Below are 18,280 nucleotides of genomic sequence, written 5' to 3' on the forward strand. Positions count from 1 at the left end.
CTTGTCGCATGGTTCAGACCCTTTTCGCGCGACTGTTTCTTTGCTGTCGCGTGGTTGCGTCGTCCTCTTGCCGCAGTCGCGTCGCTCTTCTGCCGCGCAGTTTCATCGGCTCCCGTTGCGCGACGGCATCGGTTCCTGCCGAGCGATTTCGATGCGTGCATCGACCGTGCATGCGCATGATCGCTCCAGCCGCCTCTCCTGCACGGCAACCCTTTCCTCCCCTTCGATCGTTTCACGTGAAACATTTGTTCGGGAACATCTGTGCGGTTTCTGGTATACTGTCCCTATGGAACGGATGATCGAAACAGCGATGAGCGCGCAACCCGACGATGCGGGCGCCTTGCCGCGCCTGACCGCAGCGCAGCGCGAGGCCGTCACGACGACGGAGGGGTATGTGCGCGTGGTCGCCGGCGCGGGTACCGGCAAGACGCGGGCGCTCACCGAGCGGTTCGCCTACCTGGTGAACGAGCTGGGCATCATGCCGGGCAACATCCTGTGCGCCACGTTCACGAACAAGGCGGCCGGCGAGATGCGCCGGCGCATCCGACGGCTGACGGGCGACAACGACACCGGCTACATCAACACCTTCCACGGCTTCTGCGTGTCGGTGCTGCAGGAGGACGCCCATGCGCTGCAGTACCCGAAGAGCTTCCTCGTGCTGGACAACGCCGACATCGACGCCATGCTCCAGGTCGTCTACGAGGAGCGCGGGCTCACGCTGCGCGACATGACGTTCGCGAAGGCGCGCGACATGATCGAGATCATGAAGCTGAAGGAGCGCCCCGGCTACTACCGCGACATGCTGGCCATGCCGCTCCAAGACCTGCGGCAGAAGTACCTCGACGCGGAGGCTGCGAAGGACATCATCTTCTACGGCTACCTCTACCAAGAGAAGAAGTGCTTCGGGCTGGACTACAACGATCTCATCGTGTTCGTGCTGCACCTCTTCGAGCAGAACCCTGCCATCCGGTCGAAATGGCAGAAGCGGCTCGAATATATCATGGTCGACGAGTTCCAGGACATCGACGGCCTGCAGCACGAGCTCATGGAGGTGCTGGCCGGCTACCACAAGAACCTGTTCGTGGTGGGCGACCCCGACCAGACCATCTACACGTGGCGCGGCGCCGACGTGCGCTACCTGCTGGATTTCGACAAGCGCTTCCCCGGAACGCGCACGGTCATGATGCTCGAGAACCACCGCTCCGTGCCGCGCGTGGTGGCCGTTGCGAACTCGCTGATCGAGAAGAACCGCGAGCGCATGCCCAAGCGGCTCGTCGCCGTGCGCTCCACCCATGGCCCAACCGTGTGGCATCACGCGAAGAGCGCGGCCGACGAGGCCGCGTGGATCGCCCAGGGCGCGCTCGCGCTGCACGGCGAGGGCGTGGCGTACCGCGACATGGCCGTGCTCTACCGCGCCCACTACGCATCGCGGCCGGTGGAGGAGGCGCTGCTGCGCGCCGAGGTGCCCCACGCGGTGCACAGCGGCGTGCCGTTCTTCGGCCGCCGCGAGATCAAGGACGCGCTGTCGTACCTGCGGCTTATCGCCTATCGGGACGACCTCGACTTCGCGCGCGTGGCGAACGTGCCCAAGCGCAACCTCGGCCAGCGGCGCATGGCGTTTCTGCGTGAGCAGGCCGACGAGCGGGGGTGCAGCCTGTACGAGGCGCTCGCGCGCTCGGTGGACGACGAGCTGTTCAAGCGCACGAAGGCGCGTCAGCTGCTCGACCTGATAGAGCGTTTCCGCGCCTCGTGCGAGGGCCGCCCCGTGTCGGAAGTGCTGGCGGCCGTGCTGTCGGAGAGCGGCTACGAGCGCATGCTGCGCACCGAGGGCAGCCAGGAGCGCCTCGACAACCTGGCCGAGCTCAAGCAGTCCGTCTACGAGTTCGAAACCACATGCGGGGAAGAGGTGACCCTCGAGCACTACCTGGCCCACGTGGCCCTGTTCTCGAACGCCGACGCGATGGACGACGCGCAGGACAAGGTGCGGCTCATGACCGTCCACGCCGCGAAGGGCCTCGAGTTTTCGCACGTGTTCCTCTGCTCGATGAGCGAGGGCGTGCTGCCGTCGCGCAAGACGAGCACGCCGCAGGCCATGGAGGAGGAGCGCCGCCTCGCGTTCGTGGCCATGACCCGTGCGCGCGACGGCCTGTACCTGACCGAGGCCGAGGGCCGCGGCCACGAGGGCGCGCCGCGCTACCCCTCGCGCTTCCTGCTCGACATCGACCCGGCCGCGCTCGAGTTCTCGAACAGGCCTTCCGAGTCCCAGATGGAGGACGCGCGCGCCGCCTACGCGCTCGCCGACCGCTGGATAGCCGACCTCGTCCGCGACGCGCGCTTCTCCGCAGGCGACCGCGTGCGCCATGCGGTGTTCGGCATCGGGCGGGTGACCGCCGTCGACACCGGGAAGCGCGCCTACGTGGTGGAGTTCGACGGCATGGACACGCCCCGCACCATCTCGTTCAAGGCCAAGCTGGAAGAAGCCTGAGGAGGCGCCCGCCGTGCGCGTCTCGCGTCCTTTCGTAGCGTTTCGGCTTTGCTGCGCCACCCTTTGCCGTACCGTTGTCGCCCAAAACGGTCGGAATATCGCTTGAAACCGACCGTTTTGGGCGACAATGCCCGCCCCTTTTGCATTCCGCGTGGAGCGGAGCGTGCTCAGGGGAACGCCTGTGCGGTTTGCTATACTGGGGGCATGGACGAACACAGCGATACCATTCCGGAGAGCGGCCTCCCGTTCGCCGACGACGGCCTCGGGCCTGCCGATGCGGGCGGCGTGGAGCGCCTTGGTTTCGGCTTCGATTCCGAGAGCGATGGCGCTATCGATCTCGATCCCGAGGACGTCGCACGCCTCGAACGCGAAGGCCGCCGCCGGCCTGCGCTCGAGCGCGCCGTGCGCGAGCATGGGGGCGAACCCGCTGCGTCTGAGCCGCAGCGAATCAAGCTCGAGCGCATCAAGCGCGAGCTCGACAGCGTGCCCACGCTGCCGGGCGTGTACCTGTGGAAGGACAAGTCCGGCCAGGTCATCTACGTCGGCAAGGCCAAGCAGCTGCGCGCCCGCATGCGCCAGTACGTGAACTACCAGGACGAGCGGGCGAAGATCCCCCTGCTGGTCGACCAGATCGACAGCTTCGACTACATCGTCGTGGAGAACGAGCACGAGTCGCTCGTGCTCGAGAAGAACCTCATCAACCAGCACGCCCCCTTCTTCAACGCCGACTTCAAAGACGACAAGTCCTATCCATTCATCGCGCTCACGAAAGGCGACGTGTTCCCCGCCATCAAGTACACGCGCGAGAAGCACAAGCCCGACACGAAGTACTTCGGCCCCTACACCGACAGCCGCGCCGCCCGCGACATGGTGGACATCGCCCGCCGCGTCGTGCCGCTGTGCGCCACGTCGTGCGCCGACTGGCGCGGGCTCAAGCGCCGTCTCGACAAGGATCCGCTCGCCCTCATGGCGCATGACGCGCGTCCGTGTTTCGACGCGCACGTGGGTCTCGGCCCCGGTGCTTGCTGCGGACGGGTGACGCCTGAGGAGTACCAGGTCAACGTCAAGCGCATCGAGCGTTTCCTGTCGGGCCAGCACCGCGAGTTCGTCTCGGAGCTCACCGAGGAGATGCGCTCCGCCGCCGCCGAGCTCGACTTCGAGCGCGCCGCGCGCATCAAGGCGCGCATCGACACGATCAACAGCCTCACCGACAAGCAGCACGCGGTGTCCACGCGCAACCTCGACGCCGACGTCGTGGGCCTGTTCCGCGAGGAGACGGTGGCCGGCGTGCACGTGTTCATGGTGCGCGAGGGCCGCATCATCAACTCCAACGAGTTCGTGCTCGACCGCGGCAAGGACGTCCCCGACCAGGACCTGCTGCACATGTTCCTGCTGCGCTACTACGACGCCACCACCTCCATCCCGCACGAGGTCATCCTGCGCGACGAGCCCGAGGACAAAGACGCCATGGAGGCCTGGCTCACGGAGAAGCTGGCCAGCCCCCACGGCGCCAAGGTGCGCTTCTGCGCGCCGCAGAAAGGCGAGAAGGTCGAGCTCGTGGGCATGGCCGAGACGAACGCGAAGCACACGCTCATGCGCTACAAGGTGCGCACGAACTACGACGACAAGCGCATCAACGACGCGCTTTTGCAGCTGGAGAGCGCGCTCGCCCTCGACGAGCCGCCGATGCGCATCGAGTGCTTCGACATCTCCACCATCCACGGCTCCTACACGGTGGCCTCGATGGTGGTGTTCACCAACGGCAAGCCCGACAAGAACCAGTACCGCCGCTTCAAGATCAAGACGCCGCTCGACGAGGCGAACGACTTCCTGTCCATGCAGGAGGTCATGAGCCGCCGCTACGCGCCCGAGCGCATGGCCGACGAGCGCTTCGGCTCGAAGCCCGACCTCATCATCCTCGACGGCGGCAAGCCGCAGCTCTCCGCGGCGCTCGAGATGTTCGAGCAGATGGGCATCGACGACATCGCGCTCTGCGGCCTGGCCAAGCGCGACGAGGAGCTGTTCGTACCGTGGCAGGATACGGGCCCCGTCGTGCTGCCGAGCGGCTCGGCGTCGCTCTACCTCGTGAAGCAGGTCCGCGACGAGGCGCACCGCTTCGCCATCACGTTCCACCGCGAGCTGCGCGGCAAGGGCATGACGGCCTCCATCTTGGACGACGTGACGGGCATGGGCCCGGTGCGCAAGAAGGCGCTGCTCAAGCACTTCAAATCGTTCAGGAACCTGAAATCCGCCACGCTCGAGGAGATCAAGGAGGCGCGCGTCGTGCCGAACGAGGTGGCCGAGGAGCTGTTCCGCGTGCTGCAGCAGTATAATAGGGACCGCAAGGACGAGCGCGTCGTGGGCGGCGAGGCCGGCAAGGTCGATTGCTCTGGCGCGGCGGAGGCCGAAAGCGTTTTGGCGGGCGAGCTCGAGAGCACCTTTGGCGAGCTCGACGAGCTTGCGGCGAAGCGTTCGTCGGCGGAGGCAAACGGGACGGTTTTCGATGATCGGGCTTCCGGGGATGCTCGCCCGTTGTCGAACGGCGTCGGGGCTTGAGACGCGATGTCTGCGAACTCGACTGCGGCGTCGACCTCCGCTGCCATCGTGATCGTGCGAATCGAAACGGAAGGATAACGCCATGAGCGAAACGGCACAGAGGAGAGCGGCCGGGAAAGGCGAGGGCCCTTCCCTCGCACGTATGCCCGAGCTGGTCATCGTGAGCGGCATGAGCGGCGCTGGGCGCACCGAGGCCATGCACTCCTTCGAGGACCTGGGCTACTTCTGCGTGGACAACCTGCCCTCGAGCCTCATCGGCAACCTGCTCGAGCTCACCGGCATGCCGGGCCAGCCCGACGAGCACCGCCGCCTCGCCGTGGTGTGCGATGCGCGCAACCGCGACTTCTTCGCCAGCCTCGCAGCCGAGCTGGCGAAGCTCAAGGCCCAGGGCATCGGCTACCGCATCCTGTTCCTGGATGCGGCCGACGAGAAGCTCGTCGCGCGCTACAAGTCCAGCCGCCGCCGGCACCCGCTGTGCGCCGATGGCGCCTCCATCGCGCAGGGCATCGACCGCGAGCGCGACCTCCTGTTCGAGGTGCGCGAGGCGGCGCACCACGTGGTGGACACCACCGACATGCTGCCGGCTCAGCTGCGCGCGACCATCCGCGCGCTGTTCGCTCCCGGCTCCGAGCAGCAGGGCCTGGCCGTGACCGTGTACTCGTTCGGCTTCAAGCACGGGGCGCCGCTCGACGCCGACCTCGTCATGGACGTGCGCTTCCTGCCGAACCCCTATTACGAGCCGCAGCTGCGCGCGCTCACGGGCCTCGACAAGCCGGTGCGCGACTACGTTCTCTACCGCCCCGAGACCGAGGAGTTCGAGCAGCGCTGGCGGGCGCTTTTGGACTGCGTCATGCCCGGCTACGTGGCCGAGGGCAAGCAGCAGCTCGCCATCGCCGTGGGCTGCACGGGCGGCCAGCACCGCTCCGTGGCGCTGGCGGAGTCCACGGGCGACTACCTGAAGACGAAGGGCTACCGCGTGAGCATCGCCCACCGCGACCTGGCGCTCGCCGAGCGCGCCGACGGAAGCCCCGCCTCCGAGTCTGGGTCGCGGAGCTGAGGCCATGACGCCGCGTCCCTTCACTCACGATCCGTCGGCCACTGCGGCTTTCGCCGCGCTCGAGCCGACGGCTTTGCCCTTCGCAGAGGGCGAACGCATGCGCGCTGTTGTCATCGGCGGCGGAACGGGCGCTCCCGTATCCATACGCACTCTTCTGTCCATGGGGCTCGAGACGAACGCCGTCGTCGCCATGGCCGACGATGGCGGCTCCACGGGGATACTTCGCGAGGAGGCCGATGTCACGCCGCCAGGCGACGTGCGAAAGTGCATCGCCGCCATGGCCGCCGATCCGAGTGATCCGCTGACCAAGGCGTTCAAGTACCGCTTTTCGTTCGCGCGCAACCACACGCTCGGCAACTTGATGCTCTCGGCGCTCGAGGATGCGGCCGGGTCGTTTCCCGAGGCCATCGCCATATGCGAGCGGCTTCTGCACGCGCGTGGGCATGTGTATCCCTCCACGCTCGACCGCGTCACGCTCGCGGCGCGCACGCGCGATGGGCGCACCGTCGAGGGGCAGGCGGTCGCGTGCCATTCTCGCACGGCGCTCGACCGGGTGAGTCTGCGATCCTCTGGCGGCATCGTGCCGTTCGCGCCCGCCCTCGATGCCATCCGCGAGGCCGACCTCATCGTGCTCGGGCCGGGATCGCTGTTCACGTCCATCATTCCGAACCTGCTCGTGCCCGGTGTGGTGGATGCCGTCCGGGCCTCGCGAGGGTCGGTGTTGTTCGTGTGCTCGCTTGCCGACATGCAAGGCGAGACGTGGGGTCTCACCGCCCGCGAGCATGTCGAGGCGCTCATGGACCACGGCATGCGAGGGCTCATAGACTACATGCTCGTGCATACGCCCGTGCCGTTGCGTCCCGAGAGTCCGGGAACGGGCCTGTTCAGTGCTGTGACGGGGGCGGAGCCCGAATATGCGTCCACCTCTGGGCTGGGGGATGCGGACCTTTCGGGACATGTGCGGCCCGTGCGGGTGGACTACCTCGACATGCAGGCCGTTCAGGCGCAAGGCCCGGTAGTCATCGCGCGCGATCTCGTCGATCCCCAGCATCCTACTTGGCATGATCCGTCCGCTTTGCGAGAGGCGTTCGCGGGAGTTTTGAGGCTATGTCGTTCACGGCGGAGGTGAAAGACGAGCTCGCGCGCGTTCCCGCAACGTGCTCGCATTGCGACAAGGCGACGTTGGCTGCGCTCGTGCGCATAGAGGGAACGCTGTTCTTCAGCGGCCAGGGCAGGTACCGCATCGAGATCGCGACGGACGCGCCGAGCGTCGCTCGGCTCGTCATCAAGCTTCTGCACGAGCTGTACCATCTCAAGACGAACCTCACGGTGCGTCGCAGCGTGCTGCACAAGACGCCGAATTACCTTATTGAGGTGCCGGCCCAGCCGAAGTTGGCCGAATCGCTGGCCGATATGGGAGTGCTGTCGGCCGAAGGTGGCCTTGAACTGGGCGTGAAGCCCTCGCTCGTCGCCAAGGAGTGCTGCACGGCCGCCTATCTGCGCGGAGCCTTCCTCGGCAGCGGATTCGTGTCCGATCCGCGCGGCGACTTCCATTTCGAGATCACCGTGGAGGGCGAGGAGCTTGCCCAAGGCCTCGTCGAGCTGCTCGAGCGCAAGGGCATCAACGCGCGCATCATGCAGCGCCGCAGCTCGTTCATGGTGTACCTCAAAAGCGGCAGCGCCATCCTCGAGTTTCTCGCGTTTGCCGGCGCGCATAAAAGCGCGCTCGCGATGGAGAACGCGCGCGTCATCAAAAGCGTGCGCAACGACGTCAACCGCCAGACGAACGCCGAGATCGCCAACCAGGCGAAGGCCGCGAGCGCCTCGGTCGACCAGCTGTTCGCTATCCGCACGGTGCTCGAGGCTCATGGCATGGAGCACCTGCCTCCCGCCTTGCAGGAGTTCATCAAGCTGCGCGTGGCCTATCCCGACGCCACGCTCAAAGAGCTCGGACAGCGCGCGAATCCGCCTTTGTCGAAGAGCGCCGTGTACCATCGTGTCCGCCGCATCGAGCAGATGGCGGCCGAGGCGCAGGGTCGGGGAGAGGCCTGATGCCGCGTGCGCGCGTCCGCGCCTCCCGTCTAGATCGCGTCCCTGCTCAGGCCCCTCGTTGCCGCGATCGCGTCCGATTCCTGCTCGGACCTGCTGCTTGTCCCGACCCGGCTCGCCGTTCTTTCCCTCGGCTTTCCTTCCGGGTCGCTTCATGTCCGTTCCGCTTTCTCTCCGTCGTCTCCGTCCGCCTGAGAACTGCCCTCCCGATCTCCGATGCTCCTGCCCTTAACCGCCCGTTCTCCTATCGTCTGCTTTCCTGCCCTCTTATTTTTCTATTCTCGACGCAGCCGATACGCTGTGCGGCAGAGCATGCTCCCGTTCCGCTCCCATGCGTTTGTCGAAACGCTGGAGGCGTTTCATGAGCCAGGTTCGCCTTCCCGCCTTATGCCTCAAATGCAATGCAAAGCGGGAGGCGCTCGTCGGCGCGGTCCTGGCCGGGCATGCAGGCCTCTTGTCCGGGCCTCTCCGGCAAGATACGGGATAAAGCTTTCAAGCCCCTCGCCGAAGCGCCTCGACGGCGAAGCAGTTTGGCTTTCGGCGGCCTTTGAAAACTTTCCGGCGGGTCTGCGGGTGCCGAGTGCCGGGAAGGCGCCCGCGGTCCTTCGAAGCCCGAGGACCTCGCGCTTGTGGCGGACGATGCGGCGTCCTGGGCGGATGCGGTCTGGGAGCGGCCGCGCGGCGAGGCTTCGCGCGCGACGGCGATGCGCGCGCATCTAGGAGCCGCTTGTCGGCTTTTTCTCGGGAGAGAGGTCGGAAAGCGCGTCCGAACGGGGCGTTCATGGTATGATCGCGATGTCTTTTCGACAGCGAATGAGTATCTTGACGAAAGGAGATACGCATGGCAACGAAGGTGGGCATCAACGGTTTCGGCCGCATTGGGCGGCTGGTGTTTCGCGCGATGGCGAACGACCCTGAATTGGAGGTTGTTGCCGTTAACGACCTGGGGGACATCCCCACGATGGCGCATCTGCTGAAGTACGACTCCGTCCACGGTCGCGCGTTCGCGTCGGTGGAGGCCACCGAGGACGGCATCGTGGCCGACGGCCATGCGTTCAAGGTGCTCTCCGAGCGCGAGCCGTCCAACCTGCCCTGGGGCGAGCTGGGGGTCGACGTGGTCGTCGAGTCCACCGGCATCTTCAAGACCGGCGAGCTGGCGAAGAAGCATATTGACGCGGGCGCCAAGAAGGTCGTCATCACCTGCCCGGCCAAAGGCGAGGACATCACCGTTGTGATGGGCGTCAACGACGGCGACTACGACAAAGACAAGCACCACATCATCTCCAACGCCTCGTGCACGACGAACTGTCTGGCGCCCGTCGCAAAGGTGCTGCTCGACACGTTCGGCATCAAGCGCGGATTCATGAACACCATCCATGCCTACACCAATGATCAGAAGATTCTCGATCTGCCGCACAAGGATCTGCGCCGCGCACGCGCCGCAGCCATGTCCATGATTCCCACCACCACGGGCGCCGCACGGGCGGTGTCGCTCGTGCTGCCGGAGCTCAAGGGCAAGCTGGACGGGTTCGCCACGCGCGTTCCCACGCCCGACGGCTCGATGGTCGACCTCACGGTTGAATTGGAGAAGCCTGCGACGGTCGAGGCGATCAACGCCGCCATGAAAGCCGCCGCCGAAGGCCCGCTCGCGGGCATCTTGGAGTACCAGACCGATCCCATCGTGTCCATCGACATCGTGGGCGACGCGCACTCCTCCATCTTCGATGCGGGCCTGACCATGGTGATGGGCGGCGAGGGGAACTTCGTCAAGGTCATCAGCTGGTACGATAACGAGTGGGGCTACTCCAACCGCGTGAAGGACTTGGTGAAGATCTTGCTGTAACGGCTTGTTTTGGCGGGCGGCGAAAGTCGCCCGTTTTCTTGCGTCAGCAGGAAAACGAGATTCATACAATGATCTGAATATCCAAGAATCATGTTTAGGCAAAAACCTTGCTGCAAATTGTGGTCTCGGTAAGCGCGGTTGCAGAGGATACCGATGGAGTCATTTAAAAGAATTTTTGAACTTGCTACTGCGATGGATGTCATCGCTCTGATTATTGCGCTTATTCTCGCCGGGATTATGTTGTGGGCGATTATTTCTTCAACTTTGTCGCTCATGAGGATTGCTGGTTCGTTGGAAGATATAGCTGAGAAGCATGGCAAAAGTTCAGATTTGATCGAGAAAGAGAAGAAATGACCAATATCAAAACCATCGATGACCTGGATGCGCGCGGTAAACGTGTGCTCGTGCGCGTCGATTTCAACGTGCCTATCAAAGACGGCGCCGTGGCCGACGACACGCGCATCCGCGCGGCGCTTCCCACCGTCGAGAAGCTTGTCGCCGACGGCGCGCGCGTCATCCTGATGAGCCACCTCGGCCGTCCGGCGGGGAAGGGCAACGAGCCGGCGTTCACGCTGCGCCCCGCTGCGCTGCGCCTTGCCGAGCTTCTTGGCCGCCCCGTGGCCTTCGCCACCGACACGGTGGGCCCGGACGCGCAGGTGAAGGCCGCCGCGCTCGGCGACGGCGACGTGCTTTTGCTGGAGAACCTGCGCTTCGATGCGCGCGAGAAGAAGAACGACCCGGCATTCTGCGAGGAGCTGGCCGCGCTCGGCGACGTGTACGTCAACGACGCGTTCGGCACCGCGCATCGCGCCCACGCCTCCACGGCGGGCGTCGCCGCGCTCTTGCCGGCGTACGCGGGCTACCTCATGCAGCGCGAGGTGGCCACGCTCTCGGGCATGCTCGAGGCGCCCCGCCGCCCCTTCGCCGCCATCCTCGGCGGCTCGAAGGTGTCGGACAAGATCAAGGTCATCGACGCGCTCATGGACACGTGCGACACGCTCGTCATCGGGGGCGGCATGTGCTTCACGTTCCTGCTCGCCCAGGGCAAGGCCGTGGGCGCGTCGCTCAAGGAAGAGGACTGGGTCGAGCGCGCGGCGGCCATGATCGCCAAGGCAAAGGAGCGCGGCGTGAAGCTGTTGCTGCCGGTCGACGTGGTGTGCGCCGACCGCTTCGCCGAAGATGCCGAGACGCTCACGGTTTCGGTCGACGACATCCCCGATGGTATGATGGGGCTCGACATCGGGCCCGAGACGGCGAAGCTCTACGCCGATGCCGTGGCCGAAGCGAAGACCGTGTTCTGGAACGGCCCCATGGGCGTGTTCGAGATGCGGCCCTTCGAGGCCGGCACGAAGGCCGTGGCCGAAGCCGTGGCCGCCAACGCCGACGCGGACACCATCATCGGCGGTGGCGACAGCGTGGCAGCGGTGAACAAGTTCGGCCTGGCCGACAAGATGACCTTCATCTCCACCGGCGGCGGCGCCTCCATGGAGCTCGTGCAGGGCGAGGCGCTTCCCGGCGTCGAGGCGCTGCGGTAGGGAGGCTTTTCGTCGCCCGCGCGCTTTCGTTTGCCCGCAGGGGGCTTCCATCGTGCGGCACGCGGTCGAAAGCTCCAAGCCGATCAGGTTGAGCGATGCTTGCTACGTTGCGGCGCGCTGGGCCGGAGAGGCCTTCGGCCCAGCGCCCTTCGCACGGACGGTCGAGTCCGTTCGACGGCGCGGGATCGTGCGCGGATCGAGCAGGCTCCCGTCTCCGCTCCGGCGGATGCGATGGCGCTTGACGTGCTCGAAGAGGCCCGGTCGTACGCGCCCCTCGAAGGGGCGGAGGCGCACGGTCGCGGGTTTTGCGAAAGGCCTCTGTTTGGACGCGTTTTTCCGGACGGAGAAGGAGATCTGCACGGTCTCGGCTTTCGCGTCGGAAGGGAGGGCCGAGGCGTTCGGGAGGCCGCCTTTCGCGCCGCAGAAGAGGGTGCGGCGCGTCCGCGCCCGGCAAGGACGTCCTCGCAGCGGAAACCGCGGGGGACCAGACAAGCTAAGGAAAGGAAGGCTTTATGGCACGCAAACCCATGATGGCGGGCAATTGGAAGATGAACAACACGGTGGGCGAGGCGGTGGTGCTCACGCAGGAGATCTCGAACCAGTACGAGAAGGAGTGGCCTGAGTCGGTCGACATCGTCATCTGCCCGCCCTACGTGGATCTCAAGCCGGCCAAGACCGTGCTCGACTTCGACAAGACGAAGATCGCCGTGGGCGCGCAGAATGTGCACTGGGAGCCGAAGGGCGCCTTCACAGGCGAGGTGTCGGTGCCGATGATCAAGGAGATCGGCTGCGCCTGCTCGATCGTGGGCCACTCCGAGCGCCGCGAGCTGTTCGGCGAGACGAACGAGGATGTGAACCGCAAGGTGAAGGCGCTCGTGGAGGGCGGCCTGTACGCCATCGTGTGCGTGGGCGAGTCGCTCGCCGTGCGCGACGAGGGCGGCGCTGAGGAGTACGTCGCCGCCCAGGTGCGCGCTGCGTTCGCCGGCGTGGATGCGCGCGATGTCGCGCGCTGCGTCGTGGCCTACGAACCCGTCTGGGCCATCGGGACGGGTCGTACCGCCACGCCCGATCAGGCCCAGGCCGTGTGCGCCGCCATCCGCGCAACGCTTGCGGAGCTGTGCGGCTCCGAGGTGGCCGAAGCCGTGCGCGTGCTGTACGGCGGCTCCATGAATCCCGGCAACGTGGAGGGTCTCATGGCCCAACCGGACATCGACGGTGGCCTTGTGGGCGGCGCAAGCCTCAAGGCGGAGTCCTTCGTCCAACTTATCGAAGCGTGCCGGTAGGATCGTGTCGCAACGAGCGGAGGTGAGCGAAGTGAGCAAAGTGGGCGAAGTCGAAGGAGCTTTGACGAGCAGGGACGGCCTTGTACTTCCCGCCTGTCTCATCATCATGGACGGTTTCGGCCTTGCCGAGCCGGGGCCTGGCAACGCCGTGTTCCAGGCGCGCACCCCGAACCTCGACGCGCTGTTCGCCGAGCGCCCGTGGACGAGGCTCGAGGCTTCGGGCGAGGCCGTGGGCCTGCCTGCGGGCCAGATGGGCAACTCCGAGGTGGGGCATCTCAATATCGGCGCGGGACGGGTGGTCCACCAGGAGCTCACGCGCATCAACCGCGCTTGCGCCGACGGCTCTTTGGCGGCGAACCCCGTGCTGGGCGGCGCCTTCGCGGCGGCGGCCCGTCCTGGCGCCGCGCTGCACCTCATGGGCCTCGTGTCCGACGGGGGCGTGCATTCGTCCAGCGCCCATCTCTACGCGCTCATGCGCGCTGCGAAGGCCGCCGGCGTGTCCCGCATTGCCCTGCACTGCTTCATGGACGGACGCGACGTTCCGCCGAAGAGCGGGGCGGGCTATCTTGAGGAGCTTGAGGCAGTGGCGGCCGAGATCTCCGACGATCGCTGCGCAGTCGAGGTCGCCAGCATCTCCGGGCGCTACTATGCGATGGACCGCGACAAGCGCTGGGAGCGCGTCGAACTTGCCTGGCGTGCCGTCGTGCAAGCCGAACCTCGCACGGAGGCCTCTCCTTCCGAGGTGATGGAGGCCTCCTACGCGTCCGACGTCACCGACGAGTTCGTCGTGCCCGTGGCGCTCTGGGATCGGGGCGTGCGTGACGGCGATGCCGTGGTTTTCTTCAATTTCCGTCCCGACCGCGCCCGCGAGCTCACGCGCGCGATGGTGGATCCCTCGTTCGACGGCTTTGCACGTCCCGTGGTCCCGCAGGTGGATTTCGTGTGCCTGACCGAGTACGACCCGAGCATTCCCGCGCCGATCGCCTTTCCCAAAGAATTCCCCGAGGACGTTCTGGCCGACGTGCTCGCGTCGTCGGGCCTGCGACAGTACCATATCGCCGAGACCGAGAAGTACGCCCATGTGACGTTCTTTTTCAATGGGGGGCGCGAAGAGCCGAAGGAGGGCGAGGAGCGCGTGCTCGTTCCTAGTCCGAAGGTGGCCACCTACGACCTCGAACCCGAGATGAGCGAGCCGGAGGTGGCGCGGACGCTGGCCGAGGCCATCGATGCCGACGCCGCGGACGTGTACATCGTGAATTTTGCCAATCCCGACATGGTGGGCCACACGGGTGTCGTTTCCGCCGCAGTGGCTGCGGTGGAGGCTGTGGACGCTGGGGTGGGCGAGGTGCTGGCCGCGATCAAACGAAAAGGCGGCTTCGCGCTCGTGACGGCCGATCACGGAAACGCCGACAAGATGGTCTCCGACGACGGCTCCCCGCACACGGCTCATACGACGGCTCCCGTGCCCCTTGCGCTTGCGGACTTCGCGGGCACGGGGCGTACGCTCGACAGTCGCCAGGGGGCGTTGTGCGACATCGCGCCCACGCTGCTCGAGCTCATGGGCCTTGGCGCGCCTGCGGCCATGACGGGGGCGAGCCTTTTAGTCTGAGTGTGTCGTTCGGAGGGGCTCTGTCCGAAGTCCCTCCGGCGGCTGCATTGAGCGACGCGCTTTCGCGAACGGCTCGACAGCGAGTCGTCCTCTGTCGCGTTTTGATGGAAGCTCCGATTCGGGCGCTTGTTCCTCCTTGCCCTTGCGGTTGGGTTTCGGTATACTCAGCATCCTGTGTATCGTTATCATATTTGTTCAAAGGAAGAGGGAAGCCTTGAATCCGCTCCTCATCATCATGCTTGTCTTGCTCGTCCTTTCGGGCATCGGCCTCATCGTGTTCATTCTGCTGCATTCCGGCAAGGGCACCGGCGTCTCCGACATGATCGCGAGCTCGGTGTACTCAACTCAGACCGGCACGAGCATCGTAGAGAAGAACCTCGACCGCATCACCATTGCGCTCGCGGTCGTGTTCATGTTGTCGCTCATCGTGCTCATGATCGTCTATCCGAAGGGGTCGATCGGATAGCGTTCCCCGTGATCGGCTTTCGCTCCGCTGACGCCGTCCGCACGGGTTCGCCCGGCCGGACGGCGTCTCTTTTTCGCTCGCAGTAGGGTCTGAGCGGCGGCGCGTGCGGGAAGACTGAAACGCGGGCGCGTTCGTCCCTCGGCACGGTCTGGGCGCCGATAGGGGGCTGTCGATGTCGGGATGGGGCTCGAGCGGGGATTTGCTCGCGGAGTCCTCGGAAGGGCCCTTTGCGCTCGAATCGCAGGAAGACGGAATCGGGGCCGTCCGCAAGCTCGACGATGGACCCGAACGCATTTCGGGCGCCGCTTCTCGATATCCGACGACTGTCGAGAAACCGGAGCGCCTGCTTTCCTTGCGATCATCGAAGCGTGCAAGCCGTTTGAATGCGGCTACGCGGCGAACGGAAGGGCTGTGGGAGAGAGTCTTTCGGTTTCGGAGCCGGATGGGTTCCGATTTGCCATGGGCCGCGCGTTGAGGCGCGATCCTGCCCGTGCGTTGCGACCGGTTTCGGAGTACCATGTGCTTCGGGCTTTTTGACGGACGAGATGGCGGGGCGAATGCTCCGCCGGCGCGAGGAGATGCGCGTTGACGACTTTGAACGAGCTTCCAATCGGCAAGACCGCGACCGTTGCCGCGGTGGGCGGCGAAGGATCGCTTCGCCAGCATTTTTTGGACATGGGCATCGTCCCGCTGGTCGACGTGGCCATGGTGAAGCATGCGCCCATGGGCGACCCGCTCGAGGTTCGCGTCCGCAGCTACGAGCTGACGCTCAGGCGCGATGATGCCCGCAATATCGAGATCGTGGACATTCGGGACGCATCCGAAGTGCGGAAAAGCCGTGTCTCCGGCAAGCCCGTTCCGCATCCGGGCCTGGGCGAGGGCGGCAGGTTCCATGATCGGGCGGGAGAGAACCCGCTGCCGGGGGGCACGCCGCTCACCTTCGCCCTCGTGGGCAATCAGAACTGCGGCAAGACCACGCTGTTCAACCAGCTGACCGGTTCAAGCCAGCATGTGGGCAACTTTCCGGGCGTGACGGTGGATCGCAAAGACGGCTGCATCAAGGGACATGCCGATGCGCTTGTCACCGACTTGCCGGGCATTTACTCCATGTCGCCCTACTCAAGCGAGGAGGTGGTGACGCGTCGGTTTCTGCTCGACGAGCGGCCGCGCGGCATCATCAATATCGTGGACGCAACGAACGTCGAGCGCAATCTGTACCTGACCATGCAGCTTATGGAGCTGGGCATTCCCATGGTGCTCGCGCTCAACATGATGGACGAGGTCGAGGGCAACGGCGGCACGGTCCATGTGAACGAGATGGAGCGGCTGTTGGGCATTCCCGTCGTTCCCATCTCGGCGTCGAAGAACGAAGGCACGGCCGAGCTGGTGGACCACGCCCTGCACGTGGCGCGGTTCCAAGAACCTCCCGTTCGCCAAGACTTCTGCGCGCCTGACGAGCATGGCGGCGCCGTGCATCGCTGTCTGCACAGCATCATGGCGCTTATCGAGGATCACGCCGAGCGGGCGGGCATCCCTCCAAGGTTCGCTGCGAGCAAGCTGGCCGAGGGCGACCGACTCGTGCTCGACCTGCTCGATCTCGACCAGAACGAGAAGGATGCGCTCGAGCATATCATCTGCCAAATGGAGGCGGAGCGCGGCCTCGACCGCGCGGCAGCCATCGCCGACATGCGCTTCGGCTTCATCGAGCGGGTGTGCGAGCAAACGGTGGTGAAGCCGCGGGAGAGTCGCGAGCATGCGCGCAGCGAGCGCATCGACAAGCTGCTAACCGGCCCCCTCACGGCCATCCCTGCGTTCGTCGCCATCATGGCGCTCGTGTTCTGGCTCACGTTCAACGTGGTGGGGGCGTGGCTGTCGGAGTTGCTCGACGGCGGGATCGCGGCACTCACCGACGCGGTGGCCTCGGGGCTTGCGGCGGCGCATGTGAACGGGGCATTGCAGTCGCTCGTTGTCGACGGCGTGCTCAACGGTGTGGGAAGCGTGCTGAGCTTTCTGCCCACCATCGTCACGTTGTTCCTCTTCCTGTCGCTTTTGGAGGATTCTGGCTACATGGCGCGCGTGGCGTTCGTCATGGACAAGCTGCTGAGGCGCATCGGGCTTTCGGGCCGTAGCATCGTGCCGATGCTCGTGGGCTTCGGCTGCACGGTGCCGGCGGTCATGGCGAGCCGTACGCTCCCTTCGGAGCGCGATCGCAAGATGACGATCCTGCTCACGCCGTTCATGAGCTGCTCTGCCAAGCTTCCCATCTATGCGTTCTTCACCGCTGCGTTCTTCCCGGCGAACGGAGCGGCGGTGATGGTGGGCCTGTACTTCGGAGGCATCGCCATGGGCGTGCTCGTGGCGCTGCTCATGCGTTCGACGATGTTCGCAGGCGAGGCGGTGCCGTTTGTCATGGAGCTGCCGAACTACCGCATGCCCAGCGCGCGCAACGTCGGGCAGATGCTGTGGGAGAAGGCGAAGGACTTCCTCGAGCGCGCGTTCACCATCATCTTTCTCGCCACGATCGTCATCTGGTTCCTGCAGACGTTCGACTTCGGTTTGAACGTGGTGGCCGACTCGCAGGACAGCATGCTGGCCGTGGTCGCCGGATGGATCGCCCCGGTGTTCGCGCCGCTCGGTTTCGACGATTGGCGCGTCTCCACGGCGCTCGTCACGGGCGTCATGGCGAAAGAGAGCGTCGTCTCGACGCTCTCAGTGCTGTTCGGTTCGACGGCTGCGCTCGTGGCGGAGATGACGCCGCTCGCGGCGCTCGGACTCTTGGTGTTCTGCCTGCTGTACACGCCTTGCATTGCGGCCATCGCGTCGGTGAAACGCGAGCTGGGAGGTCGGTGGGCTCTCGGCATGGCGTTTGGGCAGCTTGCCGTTGCGTGGATGGCCGCGTTGGCCGTGCGGGGCGTGGGATTGGCGTTAGGCGCGGGGCTAGCGGGCGTGGCGAGCCTAGTCGTGGCGGCGGTCGTGGCGGTGCTCGTTGCGCTCGCGGTGCGGCGCGTGGCGCGCATGCGGCATGCGCGGGCCGCCGGTTGCGCGCGCGGATGCCCGTGCGGCGATTGCGCCGGCCGTGCTTCGGCAGGGGCTTCCACCGACCTCGGATCCGATGCGGCATCGGCGTCCGAAAAGCCGGCAGACGCGGGCGTGCGGTAGCGCGGGGACGGGACGGGATCGCGCCTCGCGGCGCTGCGCGAATAATCGCGAAATTCCCCCTTCACAACTAAAGGAGGTTCGGGTAGAATAACCACCGTTGCGTTTGAGGGCAACAGGTCGGAGTGGTGGAACGGCAGACACGCTAGCTTGAGGTGCTAGTGCCCATCTAACGGGTGTGCGGGTTCAAATCCCGCCTCCGACACCATGAAAGCAAAAGTCGGCTGTGGCCGGCTTTTTT

General features: G+C 65.6%; 12 protein-coding genes and 1 tRNA gene. All 13 read left to right on the plus strand.

Going from position 1 to position 18,280, the window contains the following annotated elements:
• The first annotated feature begins 295 nt into the window (after window positions 1-295).
• The 13 genes from B5F40_RS07665 (at window position 296) to B5F40_RS07725 (ending at window position 18,247) form a co-directional block, all read left to right on the plus strand.
• Window positions 296-2,485, plus strand: coding sequence for an ATP-dependent helicase (locus B5F40_RS07665; RefSeq protein ID WP_239442947.1), 2,190 nt, complete (start codon window positions 296-298; stop codon window positions 2,483-2,485).
• Window positions 2,486-2,689: 204 nt separating this feature from the next.
• On the plus strand, window positions 2,690-5,041 hold the full coding sequence (gene uvrC / locus B5F40_RS07670) for an excinuclease ABC subunit UvrC (RefSeq protein WP_239442948.1): 2,352 nt from the start codon (window positions 2,690-2,692) through the stop codon (window positions 5,039-5,041).
• A gap of 82 nt (window positions 5,042-5,123) precedes the next feature.
• Complete coding sequence (gene rapZ, locus B5F40_RS07675; RefSeq protein WP_446718589.1) at window positions 5,124-6,098, plus strand: RNase adapter RapZ; 975 nt, start codon at window positions 5,124-5,126, stop codon at window positions 6,096-6,098.
• 4 nt (window positions 6,099-6,102) lie between these two features.
• Window positions 6,103-7,227 (plus strand): gluconeogenesis factor YvcK family protein, encoded by a 1,125-nt coding sequence (locus B5F40_RS07680; protein ID WP_087193753.1) that lies wholly within the window; start codon window positions 6,103-6,105, stop codon window positions 7,225-7,227.
• Complete coding sequence (gene whiA, locus B5F40_RS07685; RefSeq protein ID WP_087193754.1) at window positions 7,206-8,150, plus strand: DNA-binding protein WhiA; 945 nt, start codon at window positions 7,206-7,208, stop codon at window positions 8,148-8,150. Before B5F40_RS07680 ends, whiA begins: the two co-directional genes overlap by 22 nt.
• Before the next feature lie 838 nt (window positions 8,151-8,988).
• Complete coding sequence (gene gap, locus B5F40_RS07690; protein WP_087193755.1) at window positions 8,989-9,990, plus strand: type I glyceraldehyde-3-phosphate dehydrogenase; 1,002 nt, start codon at window positions 8,989-8,991, stop codon at window positions 9,988-9,990.
• Window positions 9,991-10,143: 153 nt separating this feature from the next.
• Complete coding sequence (locus B5F40_RS07695; protein ID WP_087193756.1) at window positions 10,144-10,344, plus strand: hypothetical protein; 201 nt, start codon at window positions 10,144-10,146, stop codon at window positions 10,342-10,344.
• A complete protein-coding gene (locus B5F40_RS07700) occupies window positions 10,341-11,525 on the plus strand; it encodes a phosphoglycerate kinase (RefSeq protein WP_087193757.1) in 1,185 nt (394 codons plus the stop codon). Before B5F40_RS07695 ends, B5F40_RS07700 begins: the two co-directional genes overlap by 4 nt.
• Before the next feature lie 512 nt (window positions 11,526-12,037).
• Entirely contained in the window at window positions 12,038-12,808 is a 771-nt protein-coding gene (gene tpiA / locus B5F40_RS07705) for a triose-phosphate isomerase (RefSeq protein WP_087193758.1), read from the plus strand.
• A gap of 31 nt (window positions 12,809-12,839) precedes the next feature.
• The gene (gene gpmI, locus B5F40_RS07710; RefSeq protein ID WP_342395016.1) at window positions 12,840-14,417 is read left to right on the plus strand and encodes a 2,3-bisphosphoglycerate-independent phosphoglycerate mutase; all 1,578 of its coding nucleotides are present in this window, start codon (window positions 12,840-12,842) and stop codon (window positions 14,415-14,417) included.
• A 214-nt stretch (window positions 14,418-14,631) separates the two neighbouring features.
• Window positions 14,632-14,883 (plus strand): preprotein translocase subunit SecG, encoded by a 252-nt coding sequence (secG, locus tag B5F40_RS07715; RefSeq protein WP_087193759.1) that lies wholly within the window; start codon window positions 14,632-14,634, stop codon window positions 14,881-14,883.
• A 585-nt stretch (window positions 14,884-15,468) separates the two neighbouring features.
• Window positions 15,469-18,042, plus strand: coding sequence for a ferrous iron transport protein B (gene feoB, locus B5F40_RS07720; protein ID WP_239442949.1), 2,574 nt, complete (start codon window positions 15,469-15,471; stop codon window positions 18,040-18,042).
• Window positions 18,043-18,158: 116 nt separating this feature from the next.
• Window positions 18,159-18,247, plus strand: a tRNA-Leu gene (locus tag B5F40_RS07725).
• Window positions 18,248-18,280: the final 33 nt, after the last annotated feature.

Origin of the sequence: Gordonibacter sp. An230, from assembly GCF_002159915.1 — a bacterium.
Lineage (GTDB): Bacteria > Actinomycetota > Coriobacteriia > Coriobacteriales > Eggerthellaceae > Rubneribacter.

What these genes read in the sequence shown, in the direction of transcription:
- B5F40_RS07665 (WP_239442947.1), top strand. Translation starts at nt 296, where the DNA reads ATGATCGAAACAGCGATGAGCGCGCAACCCGACGATGCGGGCGCCTTG.
- whiA (WP_087193754.1), top strand. Translation starts at nt 7,206, where the DNA reads ATGTCGTTCACGGCGGAGGTGAAAGACGAGCTCGCGCGCGTTCCCGCA.
- tpiA (WP_087193758.1), top strand. Translation starts at nt 12,038, where the DNA reads ATGGCACGCAAACCCATGATGGCGGGCAATTGGAAGATGAACAACACG.
- rapZ (WP_446718589.1), top strand. Translation starts at nt 5,124, where the DNA reads ATGAGCGAAACGGCACAGAGGAGAGCGGCCGGGAAAGGCGAGGGCCCT.
- B5F40_RS07700 (WP_087193757.1), top strand. Translation starts at nt 10,341, where the DNA reads ATGACCAATATCAAAACCATCGATGACCTGGATGCGCGCGGTAAACGT.
- gap (WP_087193755.1), top strand. Translation starts at nt 8,989, where the DNA reads ATGGCAACGAAGGTGGGCATCAACGGTTTCGGCCGCATTGGGCGGCTG.
- uvrC (WP_239442948.1), top strand. Translation starts at nt 2,690, where the DNA reads ATGGACGAACACAGCGATACCATTCCGGAGAGCGGCCTCCCGTTCGCC.
- B5F40_RS07695 (WP_087193756.1), top strand. Translation starts at nt 10,144, where the DNA reads ATGGAGTCATTTAAAAGAATTTTTGAACTTGCTACTGCGATGGATGTC.
- B5F40_RS07680 (WP_087193753.1), top strand. Translation starts at nt 6,103, where the DNA reads ATGACGCCGCGTCCCTTCACTCACGATCCGTCGGCCACTGCGGCTTTC.